An 18,113-nucleotide genomic window follows, 5' to 3' on the forward strand; every position below is an offset into this window, starting at 1 on the left:
TCGCGGTGAACGCCGCAATGCCACCCCATTCCCCTCCCGCCGAAGCGGAAGGGGATAAAGGCGTGCTAAAGTCGCTGGGTTACAGCTTGACGACGTTGGCGGGCAGGGCCTGCTCGACATCGTCGCGATAGACCGAGAACATCGGCTCATCGTCGGTCACCACGAATTCGTGGCAGGTGAAGCCGTTGAACTGCGTCCGCATCGCCTGGCCATACGCGCCGAGCATCCCGATCTCGAAATAATCGCCGGTGCTCGTGTCCGCGGGCAGCGGGAACGGACCCTGCATATAGTCGAGATCGTCGCAGGTCGGGCCCCAGAAGCTGAAGTCCATGTCGCGCGCGTCCGAGTCCGGCTCGCGCAGCAACTGGACCGGATACTTCCACCCGATATGCGCCGCATCGAACAGCGCGCCATAAGCACCATCGTTGATATACAGTTCGTTGCCGCGGCGACGCTCGACGCGCACCACGACGGACGAATATTCCGCGCACAGCGCCCGACCCGGTTCGGCCCAGAGTTCGGCCGAATAGGACACCGGCAGGCTCTCGAACGCGCGGTGGATCGTCTCGAAGAAACGCTCCAGCGGCGGCGGGGTCATGCCCGGATAGGCCGAGGGGAAGCCGCCGCCGACATCGATCACGTCGACCGTGACGGCCGCCGCGACGATCGCCGCACGCACCCGCTCCATCGCCGCCGAATAGGCGTCGGGGGTCATGGTCTGGCTGCCGACATGGAAGCAGATGCCCAGCGCATCGGCGACCTGGCGGGTCGCGATCAGCAGATCCTTCGACTCTTCCAGGCTGACGCCGAACTTCGAACCCAGGCTCAGCTTCGCATATTCCGACGACACGCGCATGCGGACGCACAGGGTCAGGTCGGTCGCGCCCTTGGTCGCGCGCACGATCTTGTCCAGTTCTTCCAGGCAATCGAGCGAATAGGTGCGGACGCCGTGCACGAAATAGGCCTCGGCGATCGCCTCTTCCGACTTCACCGGATGCATGAAGCAGCAGACGGCCTGCGGGGCGACCGACTTCACCATCCGCACTTCCGCGATCGAGGCGGTGTCGAAATGGGTGATGCCATTGTCCCACAGGATCTGGATCAGATCCGGCGACGGATTCGCCTTCACCGCATACATCGGCCTGCCCGGAAACTTCTCGACGAAGAATCGGGCGGCGCGCGCAGCGGCGTGCGGGCGAAGCAGCGTGACCGGATCAGCCGGGCGACGCTTGGCGATGTCGATGCCGCGCTCCAGGTTGGAGGGAACGGCGGTCGAGTGGGCAGCTAGCCCCAGCGCGCGATGATTCTGGTGCAACTCAAGGGACCTCCAATTGCCTGACGGCATACGGTGACAAAAAGCTGCCTTGCGGTTGGAAGTCCCATGGGGCAGCGGAGGCGCGAAATAGGGTCCGCTTTTTCGAATGTAAAGCGGTAGAAAGGGCGTCGGAGATAAAAAGTGACAATCTTAAGACAGCCGACAAAAGCAGGGGTCCGCGATGCGGCCGAAAAGATCGCGCGCGTGTTGTCGCAATCGCCGATTTTCCCTTTTTCTATCAATGGGAAAGCGGTGGTTTTCAAGGCGGAATGCTTGCAGCCCATCGGTGCGTTCAAATTGCGCGGCGCGTGGCATCGTTTGACCGCATTGGACGCGCAATCGCGGGCGCGTGGCGTCGTCGCCTTCTCTTCGGGCAATCATGCGCAGGGAATCGCCTGGGCCGCGCGGCGGTTGGGAATCGCCGCGACGATCGTGATGCCCGCTGACGCGCCCCCCTCCAAGCGAGAGGGCACCTTGGCACTGGGAGCGGAGATCGTAGACTACGACCGCGCGACCGAGAGCCGGGAACTGATCGCCCGCCGACTCGCCGAGGCGCGGGGCGCGACGCTGGTGCCCAGCTTCGATGACCCCTGGGTGATCGAGGGGCAGGGCTCGGCCGGGATCGAGGCGGCGGCGCAGATGGCCGCGCTCGGGCTGGGCGTGCCGGGACATGTCGTGACGCCCTGTGGCGGCGGTGGGCTGGCGGCGGGGCTGACCCTGGCCCTGCCCGACGCGAAGGTGACGGTGGTCGAGCCCGAAGGCTGGGACGATATGCGCCGCTCGCTGGAGGCGGGGTGGATCGAGCCGGTCGGGGACAATCCGCCGCCGACCGCCTGCGACTCGCTCCAGACGACGCGCGTGTCGCCGCTGACCTTCGAGGTGCTGGCGCGGCGCGGGGCGGAGGGCGTCGCGGTCAGCGAGGCGGAAGTCGCGGCGGCGCAGCGCTTCGCGGCGGAACGGTTGCGGCTGGTGGTCGAGCCGGGCGGGGCGGTGGCGCTCGCGGCGCTGCTGGCGGGCAAGGTCGCGGTAGAGGAGGGGATGCTGGTCATCCTGTCGGGTGGTAATGTCGACCGTGCCGCCTATGCGCGGGTGCTGGCGGGCTGATGGAGGGGATCGCACAGGCCGCGCCGGCACTCGCGATGCTGGCGGCCTTCGCCTGTGTCGCTGGCGGAATCGTCACCATCCGACGCGGGGATGGGTTGAAGGGGGCGCTGATGCTGGTGATGGCGGTGGTGCTGGTGGGGAATGTCCTGATCTGGACGATGTAGCGATCCTCCCCGGTACGGGGAGGTGGCAGGGCGTAGCCCTGACGGAGGGGGGCTTCCCCAGGGGACATGGCTTGCCGCACGCCCCCTCCACCACCGCTTCGCGGCGGTCCCTCTCCCCGTGCCGGGGAGGATCGTTGAGGGAAGTGACCTCATCACCAAACCCCGCTAAGACCCAGCCCATGTTCCGCATCGCTCGCTGGGCCCTGAAGGCCGTGCTCGCCTTTGTGATCCTCAGTGTCGTCTGGGTCGGCATATATCGCTTCGTGCCGCCGCCCTATACCTTCACCATGATGGGCGACGCGCTGGGCGGGCATGAGGTGACGAAGGACTGGATGCCGCTGTCCGAGATGGACCCGGACATGGCGCGCGCCGCCATCGCGGGTGAGGATGCGCGCTTCTGTTCGCATCATGGCTTTGATTTCAAGGCGATGGCCAGCGCCGCCTATCGCAACGCCGAGGGCGGCCGGATCCGGGGCGGTTCGACGATCAGCCAGCAGACCGCGAAGAACGCCTTCCTGTTCCAGGGCGGCGGCTATGTCCGCAAGGTGTTCGAGGCGTGGTTCACCTTCCTGATCGAAACGCTGTGGGGCAAAAGGCGGATCATGGAGGTCTATCTCAACATCGCCGAGACGGGGATCGGTACGTACGGCGCGAATGCCGGGGCGATGCGCTATTTCGGGCATGACGCCTCGCATCTGTCCCCCACCGAAGCGGCGCGGATCGCCGCCGTCCTGCCGCTCCCGAAGAAGCGCGCGGCGGTGGCGCCGACCGGGTTCGTGCGGCGGCATGGCAATGTGATCGCGCGCTATGTCGGCGTTGTGCGGCGGCAGGGATTGGATGCCTGTATCCGGTAGGGGGCGGTCTCGGTGAGACACCTTTCCCTCCCCCATCCCCTCCCGCCTGCGGGAGGGGGGCGCTTTGGTCGGATCGAGGCCCCCAAAACGCATGGAGTGGCGCGTGTCAGCCGCCCCGAACACGCCCCTCCCGCAAGCGGGAGGGGGTGGGGGAGGGCTTCCCGGTCTGGAACAAGCACCCCGACCGCCCTGCAAAAGCCACGATCATACCGGACCATCATCGACTTCTGCTGGAGAGGATTGGATGCACGCAGCAATCGCGTTGATCCTGATGTTGCAGACGGTGCCCGCGACGGTGCCGCTGCCGCGCATCACACCGCGTAGCTATTGTCCGCAGGGGATACCGGGTGAGGTGGTCGTCTGCGGGCGTCGCGATGGTGGCGAGCAATACCGCCTGCCCCCCTCGACCAGAGGCCAGTCGACTGAGATCGAGGAAACAGGTTCGGGCGCGAGTGGTGCGCAAATTCTGGCAGGGTCGGGGCCCTGTGGCATCCATGCCGGGCAGAGACGCTGCGCGCATGGTGAGGCTGGGCGCGCCGGCTATGGAGGCGGGCGTGATCCGTTGACGATGGGGCGGAAAATCTTGACGCGGCTGATTGATGCCGATGCGGAGATCGACCCGCCGCCTTCGCCACCGGCCGGACGTTGATCGACCAGGCCGGTAGCGCGCGAACTTACTTCCCGTCACCTGAAATCGCGTCGCCCGCCTTCTTGGCGGTATCGCCGACGCTCTGGGCCGCCGAGGTCACGGCCGCATCGCGCCGGTTCTCCGCGCCACCCCTGCTGAACAGATAGAAGCCACCGATCAACACCGCGACCAGCAGGACGATCGCGATCGCCATGCCGCCACCGCCGCTGCGACGCTCGATCACCGTGGTATGGGGCCGCTGATTGCCATAGGTTTCGGTCACACGTTCGTCGGCCATGACATTCCCTCCTCTTATAGTGAGGCCAGCAACGTCATGACCGCGATACCGTTCCACAAGCGCCGGAAAGCGGATCAGAAGGGCAGCTTGAACCCCGGCGGCAGCGGCAGGCCGCTGGTCATCTTGGACATTTCGCTGCCCGAGGCGGCATCCGCCTTGGTGCGCGCGTCGTTGATTGCGGCGGCCAGCAGATCCTCCAGCATCCCCTTTTCCGACGGCTGCATCAGCGAGTCGTCGATGGTGATGCCGATGATCCGGCCCTTGGCCGATGCCTTCACCTTGACCAGACCGCCGCCCGAGACGCCCTCGACCTCGATATTGTCGAGATTGGCCTGCGCCTTTTCCAGTTCGTTCTGGACGTTCTGGGCCATCGCCAGGATTTCGTCGAGATTCTTCACATCATGCTCCGTTCATACTGCGTTTGCCGGGCCATTCCATCAGTTCGGCCTCGGGGAAAGCCTCGCGGGCGGCGCGGACCATGTCCGATTCCCACGCGGCGGTCTTGATCGCTTCCTCGGCCGCCATCTGCTGTTCGTGCAGCGTGGGCTGGCCGGGCATGTCCTCCATCGTGATGCGCCAGACCTGGCCGGTCGCGGATTTCAAGGCCGCCACCAACTCGCTCAGCGTATCGGCCGCGATGGGGCGTGATCCGCTGAACACGACCTCCGGTGGCGCATAACGCACGAGACGCGCGCCGTGGCGCAACCGCGCCGCCAGCGCCAATTGCCCCATATCGTCCAGCCGGTCGATCATCGCGACGAAGCTGTCGGGCAGCTTGGGCGGCTCGGGCTCGGCGGGTGGCGGGGGAGGGGCGAGGGAGACCGGAGCGGGCGTGGGAGCCGCCTGATGCGTCACCGCGGGAGCAGTCGGGGCGGAGACGCCGCCATCGCGAATCTGCCGCGCCAATTCACCCGGATCGGGCAGCGTCGAGGCATGGATCGCGCGGAGCAGTGCCATTTCCGCCGCCTCGATGGGCAGGGCGGCGCGCGCGACCTCGTCATGCCCCTTCAGGAACAATTGCCATAACCGGTGCAGCGCCGGGAAGCTGAGCGACCCCGCCCATTCCTCGCGCGCGGCCCGCTCCTCCAGCGGCTGGGCGGCGTCAGGCGGCGTGCCGACCTTGGTCAGGGTGATGCCGTGCACCGTCTCCAGCAAGGACCGCAGCACCGATTGCGGGTCGACGCCATAATCATATTGCCGCCGAAGCGACGCCAACGCCCCCGCGCCGTCGCCGTTCAGGATCAGCCCCAGAAGGTCGCGCACCGCGCCGCGATCCGACAGGCCCAGCATCTCGCGCACGGCGGCCGCCGTGACGCCGCCGCCCTCCAGATCGGCATGGGCGATCGCCTGGTCCAGGATCGACAGGCCGTCGCGCGCCGAGCCTTCCGCCGCGCGCGCGACCAGCATCAGCGCTTCTTCCTCCGCGCTGACGCCTTCCTTGACGCAGATGTCGGCGAAATGCGCGGCCAGCTTGTCCGCCGTGATCCGCCGCAGGTCGAAACGCTGGCAGCGCGACAGGACGGTGATCGGAACCTTGTTCACTTCCGTGGTGGCGAACAGGAATTTCACATGGGCGGGCGGCTCCTCCAGCGTCTTCAACAGCGCGTTGAAGGCGTTCTTGGAGAGCATATGGACTTCGTCGACGATGTAGATCTTGAACCGCGCCGACACGGCGGCATAGCGCGACGCCTCGATGATCTCGCGTACATCGTCCACGCCGGTATGGCTGGCGGCGTCCATCTCGATCACGTCGATATGGCGGCCTTCCGCGATGGCGCGGCAGGGCTCGCACTGCCCGCACGGGCTGATCGTCGGGCCGCCGGTGCCGTCGGGGCCGACGCAATTCAGCGCCTTGGCGATCAGCCGCGCGGTCGAGGTCTTGCCCACTCCGCGCACGCCGGTCATCAGGAACGCATGGGCCAGCCGGTCACGCTTGATCGCATTGCCCAGCGTCTGGACCATCGCATCCTGCCCGATCAGCGCATCGAAAGTCTGCGGCCGGTATTTGCGCGCGAGGACGCGATACGCCTCCGCCTTGGGTTGGGGCGGTTCGCCCAGGTCGAACGAATCAGCCATGCCGGGCCGTGAGGATCGGGGTGTTGGAAAGCATCGCGGACCAACATAGGCGCTCCGACCCGCGCCGTCAGGTGGAATCGTAATAACCGTCAGTAGCGTCAGTACCGGCAGCGCCGTCATCCCAGCACCGTCATTACCGTCATCCCAGCGAAGGCTGGGATCTCTCACGAGCGGGCCAACACACGGCGAAAGGCTCCAGCCTGCACTGGGGCGACGAATGTCTGATGTCGGAGGGTGGGAGCCGGGACGACCCGCAGCGAAATCGTTGCGGCTGCTTCCGTCAGGACCTGACCGGGTTGGCGATGACTACGTCCGCCCGACTCCCGCCGCGCATATGGCGAAACGGGGCCGGGGGATCAAGTCCTTATCCCACCGGCCCCGTCGGTCATGTCATCGCCTCAGCGACGGAAGCACTGGCGTTGCGGCCCGTTCCAGGTCCGCACCCAGCGGCAGGTCACGCGCGGACGGCCATAGCCGCGCCAGCCCGGACCACGCTCGTAACCGCCGCGATGCCAGCCGGGGCCACGGTCCCAGCCACGTCCGCGATCCCAACCCGGTCCGCGATGGGGTCCGCCCGGCCCGCGATCCCAGCCGGGGCCCCGGCCCCAGCGATCATGCGGCGCGGCTTCGGCGGGGGCGGCGGCGATGCCGCTGACAGCGATCAGACCGGCGCCCAAGACAGCAAGAAGTTTCATAACGCTTTACTCCCGGTGAACCCGCCCTTCGGCGAGCATGGGAGAAGAATGCCGAATCGCCGATGATTGCGTGCTGAACCAACTCGTTATCGGGTGTTCAGGGAAGCCGGGCGGTCAATCCGTCCAATCGGTCGTCCATGACGATCTGGCAGGCGAGACGGCTGAAGCGTGTCGCATCGGGCACCAGATCCAGCATATCCTCCTCCTCGGGCGAGGGCGGGGCGAGGAGGTCGATATAGGCCGGATCGATCAGCACATGGCAGGTCGCGCAGGACATTTGCCCACCGCAGGTGCCCTCCATCGGCTGGCCCGCCCGTTGTCCGGCGCGGAGCAGCGTCTCGCCGGGCGAGGCCTCGGCGGGGAGGGCATGACCGTCGCGGCCGATGAAGCTCAGGGCGATCACGGACGCTGCACCTTGGCCGCCGTCACCAACTGGTCGAGGGCTTGGAGCAATTCGGCCTCCGTCGTGTAGCGCCCGAAGCCCAGCCGGATCGAGGATTTCGCCTGCGCGCCGTTCAGGCCTAGCGCGGTCAGGACATGGCTGGTCCGTCCCGATCCGCTGGCACAGGCGCTGCCGGCGGAAAAGGCGATGTCGCGGCAATCGGACATGAGCCGCGCCACGTCCAGCCCTTCGCGACGGACGTTGAGGTTGCCGTGATAGCGCCGGGTGGTCGAGCCGTTGACCGTCCAGTCCGGGCCGAGCCGCTCCACCGCCAGCGTCCACAACCGCTCGACATGCACGCGATCCGCCTCGGCGTGCGTCGCCATCAGCCTCGCCGCCGCGCCGAACCCGGCACAGAGCGCGGGGCTGAGCGTGCCCGAGCGACCGCCCTCCTGATCCCCGCCATGAAGCAGCGGGGGCAGGGTGATGCCGTCGCGTATCCACAATGCGCCGATACCTTTGGGGCCATGGATCTTGTGCGCCGACAGCGCGACCAGATCGACGCCATCGGGAATGGCGATCCGGCCATAGCCCTGCACCGCGTCGCACAGCATCCAGGCACCTACGCGATGGGCGTGTCCGGCCAGCGCCGCGATGGGCTGGATCGTGCCGATCTCGTTGTTGACCAGCATGGCGGCGACCAGAGCCGTGCCCTCCGCCATGGATTCCGGCGTGACCAGACCCTCGCCATCGACCGGCAGCACGGTCAACGGTCGTCCGGTCGCGCGTGCGGTGTCGAGAACGGCGGCATGTTCGATGGCGGTGGTGACGATGCCGCCGCTCACGCCCTTGATCGCCCAGTTGAGCGCCTCTGTCGCACCGCTGGTAAAGACCACCCGCCCGCCCGTGGGGAGTAGCGCCGCCACCTGATCGCGCGCCACCTCCACCGCCGCGCGCGCCTGTCGTCCGGCGCGGTGGGGGGAATGGGGATTGGCATGACCCTGTTCCAGCCAGGGGAGCATCGCCTTCAACGCTTCGGGGGCGAGCGGGGTCGTCGCCTGATAGTCGAGATAGATCATGCCGCCCGCTGACCCCGCGATATGGCGCGCCAGGCGGTGACGAAGCGATCGACATCCTGGCGCGTCGTGGTGCGGCCGAAGCTGACCCGCACCACCTCGCGCCCCGCCTCCACGCTCCAGCCGAGGGCGGACAGGACATGGCTGGGCTTCAGGCTGCCGCTGGCGCAGGCGCTACCCGCCGATACCGAGATTTGCGCGAGATCGAACTGGATCAACTGTGCGGCGGAGGGCTTGCCGGGCATATGATAGCTGGCGATGGCGGGATGGCGGCGGCTGGCGTCCGCGACGACGATCCCGCCCGAACGACGGATCGCATCGTCGAGGTGCGCGCGCAGGTCGCAATGATCCGGCTCGGGCTCGGCCAGCGCGGCGGCATAGCCCAGCACGCCCGGCATATTCTCGGTGCCGGGGCGATAGCCGCGCTCCTGCCCGCCGGTGGGGGCCAGCAGGCTCAGGTCGCGGACCAGCAACGCGCCGATCCCCGGCGGTCCGCCGCGCTTGTGCGCCGACAGGGCGACCAGATCGGCATGGTCGATCACCTCCGGGTCGGCCCCCGCAGGCATTTGCGCGGCATCGACCAGCAGGATGTGCCCGGCGGCGTGAATGACCTCCGCCAGTTGCGCGATGGGCTGGCGCACACCCGTTTCGCTATTGGCCCATTGCACCGTCACGACCGCGCGGGGGCCATCGAGGTAGGGCAGGCGCAGCACGCCATCGACCCCGACCGGCATGACGATCGCCTCCGGGGCGGCGCGCAGCACCGCGTCATGGTCGATCGCCCCGACGAAGCGCCGCTCCGCCATCGTGCGGGTCAGCGCGATGGACAGGGATTCGCTCGCCCCGCTGGTGAACAGGATGTCGTGCCGCCAGCCCAGCGAACGGGCGATGCTGCCCCGCGCATCCTCCAGCGCGCGCTTGGCGGCACGCCCTTCGGCATGGGGGGAGGAAGGATTCGCCCAGATCGCGCAGCCCTCCGCCAGCGCGGCGCGCGCCGCGTCGGTCATCGGGGTGGTGGCGGCATGATCGAGATAAAGACGGGACAGGGTTCGTTGCCTAACTGGAATGATCGAACAATTGCGAAAATGACGCTTCGGCCTATATAGCGCAACGTTCCGGGTGCTCCACCAGCGCCCTTCCAGATCGGCGAGTTTTGATGCCCGAAGTCATTTTCCCCGGCCCCGAAGGCCGCCTCGAAGGCCGTTTCGCTCCCGCTCCGCGTCCGCGCGCGCCCGTCGCGATGATCCTGCACCCCCATCCCAATGCGGGCGGCACGATGAACAACCGGATCGTGCAGGAACTCTACAAGACCTTCCAGCGGCGCGGCTTCGCGACGCTGCGCTTCAACTTCCGGGGTGTGGGCAAGAGCCAGGGCACGTTCGACAACGGTATCGGCGAACTGTCCGACGCGGCCTCGGCGCTCGACTGGGTGCAAAGCTTTCACCCGGAAGCGTCGACCACCTGGATCGCGGGCGTCAGCTTCGGTGCGTGGATCGGCATGCAGTTGCTGATGCGCCGCCCGGAGATTCGCGGCTTCATCTCGGTCGCGCCGCCCGCCAACATGTACGACTTCACCTTCCTCGCGCCGTGCCCCTCCTCGGGCATCATCATCCAGGGCGAGGCCGACGAGGTCGCGACCCCGGCGGCGACCCAGAAGCTGGTCGACAAGCTGCGCACCCAGAAGCACATCACCATCCACCACGACACCATCCCCAAGGCCAACCACTTCTTCGAGCATGAGATGCCCGAGCTGATGGGGTCGGTGGACCGGTATCTGGACATGCGGCTGGATCCGAACTCGCCGATCCGGTGAGGAGTGCGGGACGAAGGATCGAATACCCCCTGCGAGGATCGGGGGCTTTCGTCATGGGGCGAGGAGTCCGGCATTGCTTGCCTCCTCGCCGATGGCGCGCGGCCGTGACGGGGCCTGTCAGGATGGGGTGATCCAAACCGCCATGCCTTGCGAGGCGGGCGCGACGGGTTCGAAGCCGAATTGCGCATAGAGGCGGTGCGCCTCGCCATCGGCGATCAGATTGACATAGGTCTCGGCGGGAACATGCGCTGCGATATAGGCCATCAGCGCGGCCATGACCGACTTGCCCAGTCCGCGTCCCTGATGCTCGGGATCGACCGCAATGTCGGCGATGTGCAGGCATAGCGCGCCGTCACCGATGACCCGGCCCATGCCGATCGCGCGGCCGTCATGCTCGATCGTCACGCCAAAGATCGATCGCGGCAAACCGGCCTCGGCGGCGCCGGTGCTGCGTGGGGTCAGCCCGGCGATCCGGCGAAGGCGAAGATAGTCCGCGATCTCCGGTATGGCATGGCGCAGCGTATAGCCTGGAGGAAGATCGGGCGCGGTCATCTCGTTCCTGTCCTGTGTCGTCCCATCGGGATGCAGTGATGGCGGGTCAGGACGATGCCAGTATCGCCCGCGCCATCGCAAGACCGGTCGTATAGGCGCCGTGTGCGGTCGAGAAATCCTCACGCGAACAGGCCTCGCCTGCGAAAAACAGGCGGTTGTCGACCGGTTCGGCCAGCTTTTGGCGCGCCTCAGCGTGGCCGACCCTGGCATGGCTGTAGCTGCCGCCGATCAGCGGTGCATGCCGCCAGCGTGTTGCGTCCAATGGGGTAAACCGCCGTCGCCAGTCGTTGCCGAGCAATTTGACCAGTTCGTCGACGGCGAATTGCGCCGCCGCGCCTTCTTCCTCCAGCGCTTCGGCGCAAGGGCCGCCGAAGAAGCTTTCGACAATCGGCCAGCCGAAGGGCGAAAGGCGGTGGCTGGCGGTGCAGGCGGAATGCGGATCACCGGTCAGATGCGCATGCGCGGGCCAGGGCAGGGGGCCTTCGACCGACAGGAAGACCTTATCCGCGATCCCCAGCGGCAGGGCGGCGGCGGCTTCCTGCTTGGCGGGCAAAGGTGGATCGAAGGTGAGTTTGCCTTCCGCCAGCACGGTGGTGGGGACGGCGATCATGACGTGCTCCGCCTCAAGCACACCCTGCGAGGTTTCGATGCGGATGGTCTTGCCGCGATGGTCGATCCGGCTCGCGGTCACGCCGGTGCGCACCGGCACGCGGCCCGCGTGGTTCACGATGACCGTGCCATAGCCTTCGACCACCGCCCAATTGTCGTCGGTCGCGGCCTCCTCATAGGTCGCCCAGTCGTGCAGCGACACGTCGGTGAGTGGCGCGCCGTTGGCGTAGCCCGAAATCGCGTCGATCATCGGCCGCCACGGATCGTCCGCCGCCACGAAATCGGACAGCGGCCGGTCGGGCCGGTCGAGCGCGGCCATCGCGGCTTCCTCGAACCGGGCATAGGCCTGACCCGAGGCGCGCTTCCCATCCGGGGGAAAGCCCAGGTCGTTCCACTGGACCTGCCAGTTGGGCGAGCGGCGGTCGATGGTGAAGCCTGCCTGTTCGGCAATGGCCGTCCAGGGGTTACGCTTGGCGGAATGAAGCCAGCCACAGCCATGGTCGACGATATGGCCAGTCGGCAACCGAACGCTACGCGCCCGCCCGCCAAGCCGGTCCGCTGCCTCGATCAGCAGGACATCCCGCCCCGCCTCATGCAGCGTCCGTGCCGCCGCGATCCCGGCCGCGCCGCCGCCGATGACGACGGTGCGGCCGGTCATGCTCAGGCGGCCGCCAGCAGCCGCTTTTCACCGGCGATGCGCATCATCGCCTTTTGCAGTTTCTCGAACGCGCGCACCTCGATCTGGCGGACGCGCTCGCGGCTGACGCCGTAAACCTGGCTGAGTTCTTCCAGCGTCTTGGGATCGTCGGTCAGGCGGCGTTCGGTCAGGATGTGCTTCTCGCGGTCGTTCAGGTCGTCCATCGCGCTGACCAGCATGTCGTGGCGGACATCCGCCTCCTGCTGCTCGGCGACGACCGAGTCCTGGAGCGGCGCGTCATCGGCCAGCCAGTCCTGCCACTGGCCCTCGCCATCCTCGCGCATCGAGACGTTGAGCGAGGTGTCGCCCCCCATCGCCATGCGGCGGTTCATGCTGATGACCTCGTCCTCGTTGACGCCCAGATCGGTGGCGATCTTGGTCACGTCCTCGGGGCGCAGATCGCCGTCCTCGAAGGCGTCGAGCTTCGACTTCATCCGGCGCAGGTTGAAGAACAGCTTCTTCTGAGCCGCCGTGGTGCCCATCTTCACGAGGCTCCACGAGCGCAGGATATATTCCTGGATCGAAGCGCGGATCCACCACATCGCATAGGTGGCCAGGCGGAAGCCGCGATCCGGCTCGAACTTCTTCACGCCCTGCATCAGGCCGATATTGCCCTCCGAGATCAGCTCGGAGGTGGGCAGGCCATAGCCACGATAGCCCATCGCGATCTTGGCCACGAGACGCAGGTGCGAGGTGACGAGCTGGGCCGCCGCCTCCGGGTCGCCATGCTCCTGGAAGCGCTTGGCGAGCATATATTCCTGCTCCGGGGCAAGGATCGGGAATTTCTTGATCTCGGCCAGATAGCGGTTGAGCGACTGCTCCCCGCCGAGCGCAGGAATCGTCGCCGGGACGTTGCTGCCTTTTGCCATGATCCTTATCTCCCTTTCTGGAGCTTCATTCCGTCTGGCCCGTCGCTCGGGCGCGAGGCGGTCTTCTGCTATACGTGAAGCCGACTGAACAGTTCCTGCATATCGGCGGGCATCGGGCTCTCAAACGCCAAAGCGTTACCGCTTATGGGATGAATAAAGCCCAGATGCGCCGCGTGCAGGGCTTGGCGCCGGAAATCGAGCGATTCGAGCAGGGCTTTTTGAGCACCCTTTGTTCTACCATAGACCGGATCGCCCAGCAAGGCGTGACCCAGCGATTGCATATGCACCCGCACCTGATGCGTGCGTCCCGTCTCCAACCGGCATTCGACCAAAGCGGCGTTGTTCAGCTTTTCAATGGTGCGATAATGGGTGACGGCGCGCTTGCCGCTCTGGACGATCGCCACCTTCTTGCGGTTCTGCGGGCTGCGCGCGAGCGGTGCATCGACGGTGCCGTCGGCGGGGCGGGGAATGCCGCCGGTGATCGCGCGGTAGCGGCGGTCGATCGAATGCGCCGCGAACTGCTTGGCGAGCCCTTCGTGGGTACGGTCGGTCTTCGCCGCGACCATCAGGCCGGAGGTGTCCTTGTCGATCCGGTGGACGATCCCCGGCCGCGCGACTCCGCCGATGCCCGACAGCGATCCGCCGCAATGATGGAGCAGCGCGTTGACCAAAGTCCCGTCCAGATTGCCCGCGGCGGGATGGACGACCAGCCCGGCCGGCTTGTCGATGACGATCAGATGCTCGTCTTCATAAGCGATGACTAGCGGGATATCCTGCGGTTCGTTATGCGCCGGGGTCGGGGCGGGTACGGCGACCTGAAAGACGTCGCCCGCCGCCGCGCGCTTGGCCGGGTCGCGCGCCATCGTGCCGTCGCGGGTGACCGCACCGCTGGCGATCAGCACCTTCAGCCGTTCGCGCGACAGGGTCGGCACCGCATCGGCCAGCGCGCGGTCCAACCGCCAGCCATCCGCTGTGGGCGCGATCCGCGCATCGATGATGGAAACCCCCCGGTCCATGGCCTAGTAAATTGGGCATGACCGTGACGATTTCAAGCGACGCGCTGGATTTGATCGACAAAAGCGCCGCCACCTCGCCCGATCGCGAAATCTGCGGACTGCTGCTTGGGCAGGGCGCGCATATCGCCGTCGCCTTGCCCTGTGCAAACGTCGCCGCCGAACCCTGGCACAGGTTCGAGATCGATCCGGCGGCGCTGATCGCGGCGCACCGGGCGGCGCGGGGCGGCGGTCCGGCGGTGATCGGGCATTATCATTCGCATCCGACGGGGCTTGCCGAGCCATCACCCCGCGATGCCGCCGACGCCGCGCCGGACGGGATGATCTGGCTGATCGCGGGGCCCGCTGGTACGATCACCGCCTGGCGCGCAGTGGCGGCGGGTCGGCGTCATGGTCGGTTCGATCCGCTCGACCTTGCTTGCGTCGATGTGACAGCCGCGCCACAAGGGGGCCATTCGTCGAGGGATTTTACATGAACGTCAGCCCGGTGGATTTCGCGAGCCTGTTGTGTTCGCGACTGTGCCACGATCTTTTGTCGCCGGTGGGGGCGCTCAACAACGGGCTGGAGCTGCTCGCCGACGAGACCGATCCGGCGATGCGCGAACGCTGCATGGAATTGCTGGCGGACAGCGCGCGCGCCTCGGCCAACAAGCTGAAATTCTTTCGTCTGGCCTTCGGCGCGGGTGGCGGCTTTGCCGACCGGGTCGACATGGGCGAGGCGAAGGCGGCGATCGAGGGGCTGCTGGTCGACAATCGCCGCACGACGCTGGGCTGGCTGGTCGAGCAGCCCAGCCTGCCCAAGCCCGCGGTCCGCATTCTGATGAACCTGGCGCTGATCGCGACCGAGGCGCTGGCGCGCGGCGGCACGATCGATATCGGCGCGGAGGCCGGCCGCGAGGCGATCGAGATCGCGATCCGGATCGAGGGGCCGCGCATCCTGCTCGATCCCGAAATCCGCCGGACGCTGATGGAAGGGCAGGGGACAGAGCCGCTGGCGTCGCGCACCGCGCCCGCTTTCCTGGTCCATACGCTGACCACCGAGCATGGCGGCATGACGCTGGTCACCGAACCGGCCCCCAATACCATGATCCTGGGGGCGGCGATCCGCGCGGGGTAAACACCCTTTTAATCTTGTAGCGCCATGAGGGAGCATAATTTTCGCTCCCTCGGGGATTTATGGACGACCTGCTGCAGGAATTCATTGCCGAGACTCGCGAAACGCTGGAGGCGCTTTCCGGCGAGATCGTCGCGTGGGAAGCCGCCCCCGCCGACCGGGCACGGCTGGATGCGATCTTCCGCTTCGTTCATACCGTGAAGGGAAGCTGCGGCTTTCTCGACCTGCCGCGCCTGGCCCGGCTCAGCCATGCGGCGGAGGATGTGCTGGCCGCCGTGCGCGATGGCGAGCGGATGCCGGGACACCGCGCTGGTCGATGCCGTGCTGGCGATCGTCGACCGGATCGGTGCGATCGTCGAGGCGATCGCGGCGGGCACGCCCCATGACGATTCGGACGATGTCGCGCTGATCGAGGCGCTGTCGCAAAAGCCGACCGCACCGGTCGCCCCGGCGGCGCGCACCGTCGCCGCGCCGCGCATCGCACCGCGCAGCGTGCGGCTGAATGTCGATCTGCTCGACCGGATGATGAGCGGTATGTCGGACATGGTGCTCGCCCGCAACGAACTGGCGCGGCGGCTTCGCGACGATGTGCTGGACCCGCGCGTCGAGGCGGCGCTGGACCGGCTGTCGCTGACCGTCGCCGACATGCGCGACACGGTGACGCGCAGCCGGATGCAGACCGTCGACGGCCTGTTCTCCGCGCTGCCCCGCATGGTGCGCGACGTGGCGGCGGAATTGGGCAAGGCGGTGGCGCTGCGTATCGAGGGCGCGGATGTCGAGCTGGACCGCGAGATGATCGAGATGATGCGCGACCCGATGGTCCATATCATCCGCAACGCGATCGACCATGGCATCGAGCCGCCCGCCGAACGCCGCCGCCTGGGCAAGCCGCCGACCGGCCAGATCCGGGTCAGCGCGCGCCAGTCGGGCAACCAGATCCTGATCGAGGTCGAGGATGACGGCGCCGGGATCGACGTCGCGCGCATCGCGGCCAAGGCGGTGGCAAGCGAACGCCGCACCGCCGCCGAGGTAGCCGCGATGACCCCGGCGGAAAAGCTGAAGCTGATCTTCGAGCCGGGGCTGTCGAGCCGCGACACCGTGTCCGCCACCTCGGGTCGCGGGGTCGGGATGGACGTGGTCCATGCCAATATCGAGCATGTCGGCGGTCGCGTCGCGCTCGACAACCGGCCGGGGCAGGGGCTGACCATCACGGTCCAGGTGCCGCTCACCCTGTCGATCATGTCGACCATCGTCGTGTCGGTCGGCGACCAGCGCTTCGGCATCGCGCGCCAGACGATCGAGGAGATCGTGAAGGTGCGCGGGGATCAGGTGCGGATCGATCCTGTCGGCGACATTCGCATCGCCACGGTGCGCGGGCGTCGCCTGCCCATGCTGCCGCTGGGGCCGTTCCTGGAACTGGGGCGGGGCGATCCGGCGACGCTGGTGATCGTCGCGACCCGCGACGGCGATTATGCGCTGGGCGTCGACGATGTGCTCGATACCGAGGAAGTGGTGGTGAAGCCCGCCGCACCCGCCGTGATGGCGACCGGGCTCTATGCCGGACAGACCCTGCCCGACAGCGGCCTGCCGATGCTGCTGCTCGATGGCGGTGGGCTGGCGCAGGCGGCGGGCTTGCGCTTCCAGCGCGCAGCAATCGCCGCCGTCGCCGAGGTCGAGGAGGAAGCGGATGCCCCGGCCTTGCTGTTCGAGGATCTGGACGGCATGTACCGCGCCATTCCGCTGGGCGCGATCGACCGTGTCGAAAAGGTCGCCGCCGATGCCGTGCACCATCTGGGCGGACGGGTCCGACTGGTGGTGGGCGAGACGACGATCGCGCTTCACCATAGCGATGCGGTCGCCCCGACCGATCTGTCGTCGGGCGGCGAGGTCGAGGTGATCCGCCTGACCGATGGCGAGACCGAATGCGCCTATGCCATTCGCGGCGCGCTGGAGATCATTCAACTGCCCGCCGAGATCACGCCCGCCGCCGGTGCGGGACCGATATTGGGGATCGCGGTGTGCGATGGGCGACCGATCGAGATCCTCGATCCTCTCGCGCTGTTCCTCGACACCGCACCCATCGGGGAGGGCGCACGGTCGCCGCTCTGCCTGCTCGACGGGGCGGGGGCGGCGTGGATGGATCGTTTCCTCCGTCCGGTGCTGGAGGCGAACGGCTATCGCTGCGTCCTGCAACCGCCCAAGGATGAAGCGCCCGCCGTGCGGCTGATGATGGAGGACGATGCGGCGCCGGGCGAGGCTTTGGGTGCGCCCGTGGTCCGGTTGCGGCGGGAGCGGGACATGGCCGCCGACCCGGACAGCATCTATCGTTACGACCGGTCCGCGCTGATCGCGGCGGTGGCGGGCCATGCCCGGCGTGGAGATGGCCGATGACCCTGTTCCTGATCGCCAGCATCGCCGGGCAGGGCGTCGTCTTCGATGCCGATCAGGTCGACTCGGTGGTCGATATCGGCGATGTCGTGGCCGTACCCCGCGCCGAGCCTTCCGTCCGGGGGCTGACCGCGCTCCGCAGCCGGGTCGTCACGGTGGTCGATACCCGACGCGCGCTGGGGCTGGAGCCGATGCCGCCGCATGTCCGCCGCGCGGTCATCACCCGGCAGGACGGCCATTATTACGCGATGTTAGTCGACGCGCTGGAGGATATCGAGACGTTCGAGACCAGCCCGATGCCGCATGTCCCGCCCGGCGGCGGCGCCTGGTCGCGCGCGGCGAACGGCATGGTCGTGCGCGACGGCGAGCCGTTGCTGATCCTCGACCTGTCCCGGCTGGTCCCGCATCCCACGCCGATCCTGGCATAGCGGATTAACCCGCCTGTTACCTTTCGATCGCTATCAAC

At 67.4% G+C, this 18,113-nt stretch carries 22 protein-coding genes and 1 other RNA gene; 10 read left to right on the forward strand and 13 right to left on the reverse strand.

All coding sequences use genetic code 11. From position 1 onward, the window contains the following. Positions 1 to 79 precede the first annotated feature (79 nt). A complete protein-coding gene (locus QE379_RS08125; protein WP_306999572.1) occupies positions 80 to 1,315 on the reverse strand; it encodes a type III PLP-dependent enzyme in 1,236 nt (411 codons plus the stop codon). A gap of 195 nt (positions 1,316 to 1,510) precedes the next feature. Here QE379_RS08125 and QE379_RS08130 point away from each other — a divergent pair, with 195 nt between their 5' ends. The 4 genes from QE379_RS08130 to QE379_RS08145 all read left to right on the forward strand — a co-directional run bounded on the left by QE379_RS08130 (position 1,511) and on the right by QE379_RS08145 (position 4,086). Next, on the forward strand, positions 1,511 to 2,419 hold the full coding sequence (locus QE379_RS08130; protein ID WP_373461851.1) for a threonine/serine dehydratase: 909 nt from the start codon (positions 1,511 to 1,513) through the stop codon (positions 2,417 to 2,419). Further along, on the forward strand, positions 2,419 to 2,583 hold the full coding sequence (locus QE379_RS08135; RefSeq protein WP_306999576.1) for a hypothetical protein: 165 nt from the start codon (positions 2,419 to 2,421) through the stop codon (positions 2,581 to 2,583). The genes QE379_RS08130 and QE379_RS08135 overlap by 1 nt, the downstream gene beginning before the upstream one ends. Before the next feature lie 179 nt (positions 2,584 to 2,762). After that, positions 2,763 to 3,437 (forward strand): monofunctional biosynthetic peptidoglycan transglycosylase, encoded by a 675-nt coding sequence (gene mtgA, locus QE379_RS08140; RefSeq protein ID WP_306999578.1) that lies wholly within the window; start codon positions 2,763 to 2,765, stop codon positions 3,435 to 3,437. A 244-nt stretch (positions 3,438 to 3,681) separates the two neighbouring features. Then, positions 3,682 to 4,086, forward strand: a complete 405-nt coding sequence (locus tag QE379_RS08145) for a hypothetical protein (RefSeq protein ID WP_306999580.1) — start codon at positions 3,682 to 3,684, stop codon at positions 4,084 to 4,086. A 25-nt stretch (positions 4,087 to 4,111) separates the two neighbouring features. On the opposite strand, the gene QE379_RS08150 is transcribed toward QE379_RS08145, so the two are convergent. The 8 genes from QE379_RS08150 to QE379_RS08185 form a co-directional block, all read right to left on the reverse strand. After that, positions 4,112 to 4,363, reverse strand: coding sequence for a hypothetical protein (locus tag QE379_RS08150; protein WP_306999582.1), 252 nt, complete (start codon positions 4,361 to 4,363; stop codon positions 4,112 to 4,114). 74 nt (positions 4,364 to 4,437) lie between these two features. Then, positions 4,438 to 4,761 (reverse strand): YbaB/EbfC family nucleoid-associated protein, encoded by a 324-nt coding sequence (locus QE379_RS08155; protein WP_058718319.1) that lies wholly within the window; start codon positions 4,759 to 4,761, stop codon positions 4,438 to 4,440. A 1-nt stretch (position 4,762) separates the two neighbouring features. Continuing rightward, positions 4,763 to 6,439 carry a DNA polymerase III subunit gamma/tau gene (locus QE379_RS08160; protein WP_306999585.1) on the reverse strand — a complete coding sequence of 559 codons (1,677 nt, stop codon included), beginning with the start codon at positions 6,437 to 6,439 and terminating at the stop codon, positions 4,763 to 4,765. Between the two features lie 230 nt (positions 6,440 to 6,669). Beyond that, an RNA gene (gene ffs, locus QE379_RS08165) (signal recognition particle sRNA small type) lies at positions 6,670 to 6,767 on the reverse strand. 70 nt (positions 6,768 to 6,837) lie between these two features. Beyond that, the gene (locus QE379_RS08170) at positions 6,838 to 7,134 is read right to left on the reverse strand and encodes a hypothetical protein (RefSeq protein WP_306999587.1); all 297 of its coding nucleotides are present in this window, start codon (positions 7,132 to 7,134) and stop codon (positions 6,838 to 6,840) included. 97 nt (positions 7,135 to 7,231) lie between these two features. Then, positions 7,232 to 7,537 (reverse strand): 2Fe-2S iron-sulfur cluster-binding protein, encoded by a 306-nt coding sequence (locus QE379_RS08175; RefSeq protein ID WP_306999589.1) that lies wholly within the window; start codon positions 7,535 to 7,537, stop codon positions 7,232 to 7,234. Then, positions 7,534 to 8,595 (reverse strand): cysteine desulfurase family protein, encoded by a 1,062-nt coding sequence (locus QE379_RS08180; protein ID WP_306999591.1) that lies wholly within the window; start codon positions 8,593 to 8,595, stop codon positions 7,534 to 7,536. The genes QE379_RS08175 and QE379_RS08180 overlap by 4 nt, the downstream gene beginning before the upstream one ends. Then, entirely contained in the window at positions 8,592 to 9,638 is a 1,047-nt protein-coding gene (locus QE379_RS08185; protein WP_307003137.1) for a cysteine desulfurase family protein, read from the reverse strand. Before QE379_RS08185 ends, QE379_RS08180 begins: the two co-directional genes overlap by 4 nt. Before the next feature lie 110 nt (positions 9,639 to 9,748). Between QE379_RS08185 and QE379_RS08190 the strand changes: the two genes are divergently transcribed. Next, positions 9,749 to 10,405, forward strand: coding sequence for an alpha/beta hydrolase (locus QE379_RS08190; RefSeq protein ID WP_007404127.1), 657 nt, complete (start codon positions 9,749 to 9,751; stop codon positions 10,403 to 10,405). Positions 10,406 to 10,522: 117 nt separating this feature from the next. Here QE379_RS08190 and QE379_RS08195 read toward each other — a convergent pair whose 3' ends face one another. From QE379_RS08195 to QE379_RS08210, 4 genes are all read right to left on the reverse strand, one after another. Further along, positions 10,523 to 10,957, reverse strand: coding sequence for a GNAT family N-acetyltransferase (locus QE379_RS08195; protein ID WP_306999593.1), 435 nt, complete (start codon positions 10,955 to 10,957; stop codon positions 10,523 to 10,525). 46 nt (positions 10,958 to 11,003) lie between these two features. Beyond that, positions 11,004 to 12,224, reverse strand: coding sequence for an NAD(P)/FAD-dependent oxidoreductase (locus QE379_RS08200; RefSeq protein WP_306999595.1), 1,221 nt, complete (start codon positions 12,222 to 12,224; stop codon positions 11,004 to 11,006). Positions 12,225 to 12,226: 2 nt separating this feature from the next. Next, positions 12,227 to 13,132: an RNA polymerase sigma factor RpoH gene (gene rpoH / locus QE379_RS08205; RefSeq protein ID WP_007404166.1), complete on the reverse strand. Its 906-nt coding sequence runs from the start codon at positions 13,130 to 13,132 to the stop codon at positions 12,227 to 12,229. A gap of 68 nt (positions 13,133 to 13,200) precedes the next feature. After that, the gene (locus QE379_RS08210) at positions 13,201 to 14,148 is read right to left on the reverse strand and encodes an RluA family pseudouridine synthase (RefSeq protein ID WP_306999597.1); all 948 of its coding nucleotides are present in this window, start codon (positions 14,146 to 14,148) and stop codon (positions 13,201 to 13,203) included. A gap of 17 nt (positions 14,149 to 14,165) precedes the next feature. Between QE379_RS08210 and QE379_RS08215 the strand changes: the two genes are divergently transcribed. From QE379_RS08215 to QE379_RS08235, 5 genes are read left to right on the forward strand one after another with little or no spacing between them, the layout of a single operon-like run. After that, positions 14,166 to 14,621: a M67 family metallopeptidase gene (locus QE379_RS08215; protein WP_306999599.1), complete on the forward strand. Its 456-nt coding sequence runs from the start codon at positions 14,166 to 14,168 to the stop codon at positions 14,619 to 14,621. Next, positions 14,618 to 15,262 carry a histidine phosphotransferase family protein gene (locus tag QE379_RS08220; protein ID WP_306999601.1) on the forward strand — a complete coding sequence of 215 codons (645 nt, stop codon included), beginning with the start codon at positions 14,618 to 14,620 and terminating at the stop codon, positions 15,260 to 15,262. The genes QE379_RS08215 and QE379_RS08220 overlap by 4 nt, the downstream gene beginning before the upstream one ends. A gap of 59 nt (positions 15,263 to 15,321) precedes the next feature. Further along, the gene (locus QE379_RS08225; RefSeq protein WP_306999603.1) at positions 15,322 to 15,645 is read left to right on the forward strand and encodes an Hpt domain-containing protein; all 324 of its coding nucleotides are present in this window, start codon (positions 15,322 to 15,324) and stop codon (positions 15,643 to 15,645) included. Beyond that, complete coding sequence (locus QE379_RS08230) at positions 15,542 to 17,650, forward strand: chemotaxis protein CheA (protein WP_306999606.1); 2,109 nt, start codon at positions 15,542 to 15,544, stop codon at positions 17,648 to 17,650. The genes QE379_RS08225 and QE379_RS08230 overlap by 104 nt, the downstream gene beginning before the upstream one ends. Further along, positions 17,647 to 18,075, forward strand: coding sequence for a chemotaxis protein CheW (locus QE379_RS08235; RefSeq protein WP_306999608.1), 429 nt, complete (start codon positions 17,647 to 17,649; stop codon positions 18,073 to 18,075). Before QE379_RS08230 ends, QE379_RS08235 begins: the two co-directional genes overlap by 4 nt. The last annotated feature ends 38 nt before the right edge of the window (positions 18,076 to 18,113 follow it).

The organism is Sphingomonas sp. SORGH_AS_0879, from assembly GCF_030819175.1.
Lineage (GTDB): Bacteria > Pseudomonadota > Alphaproteobacteria > Sphingomonadales > Sphingomonadaceae > Sphingomonas.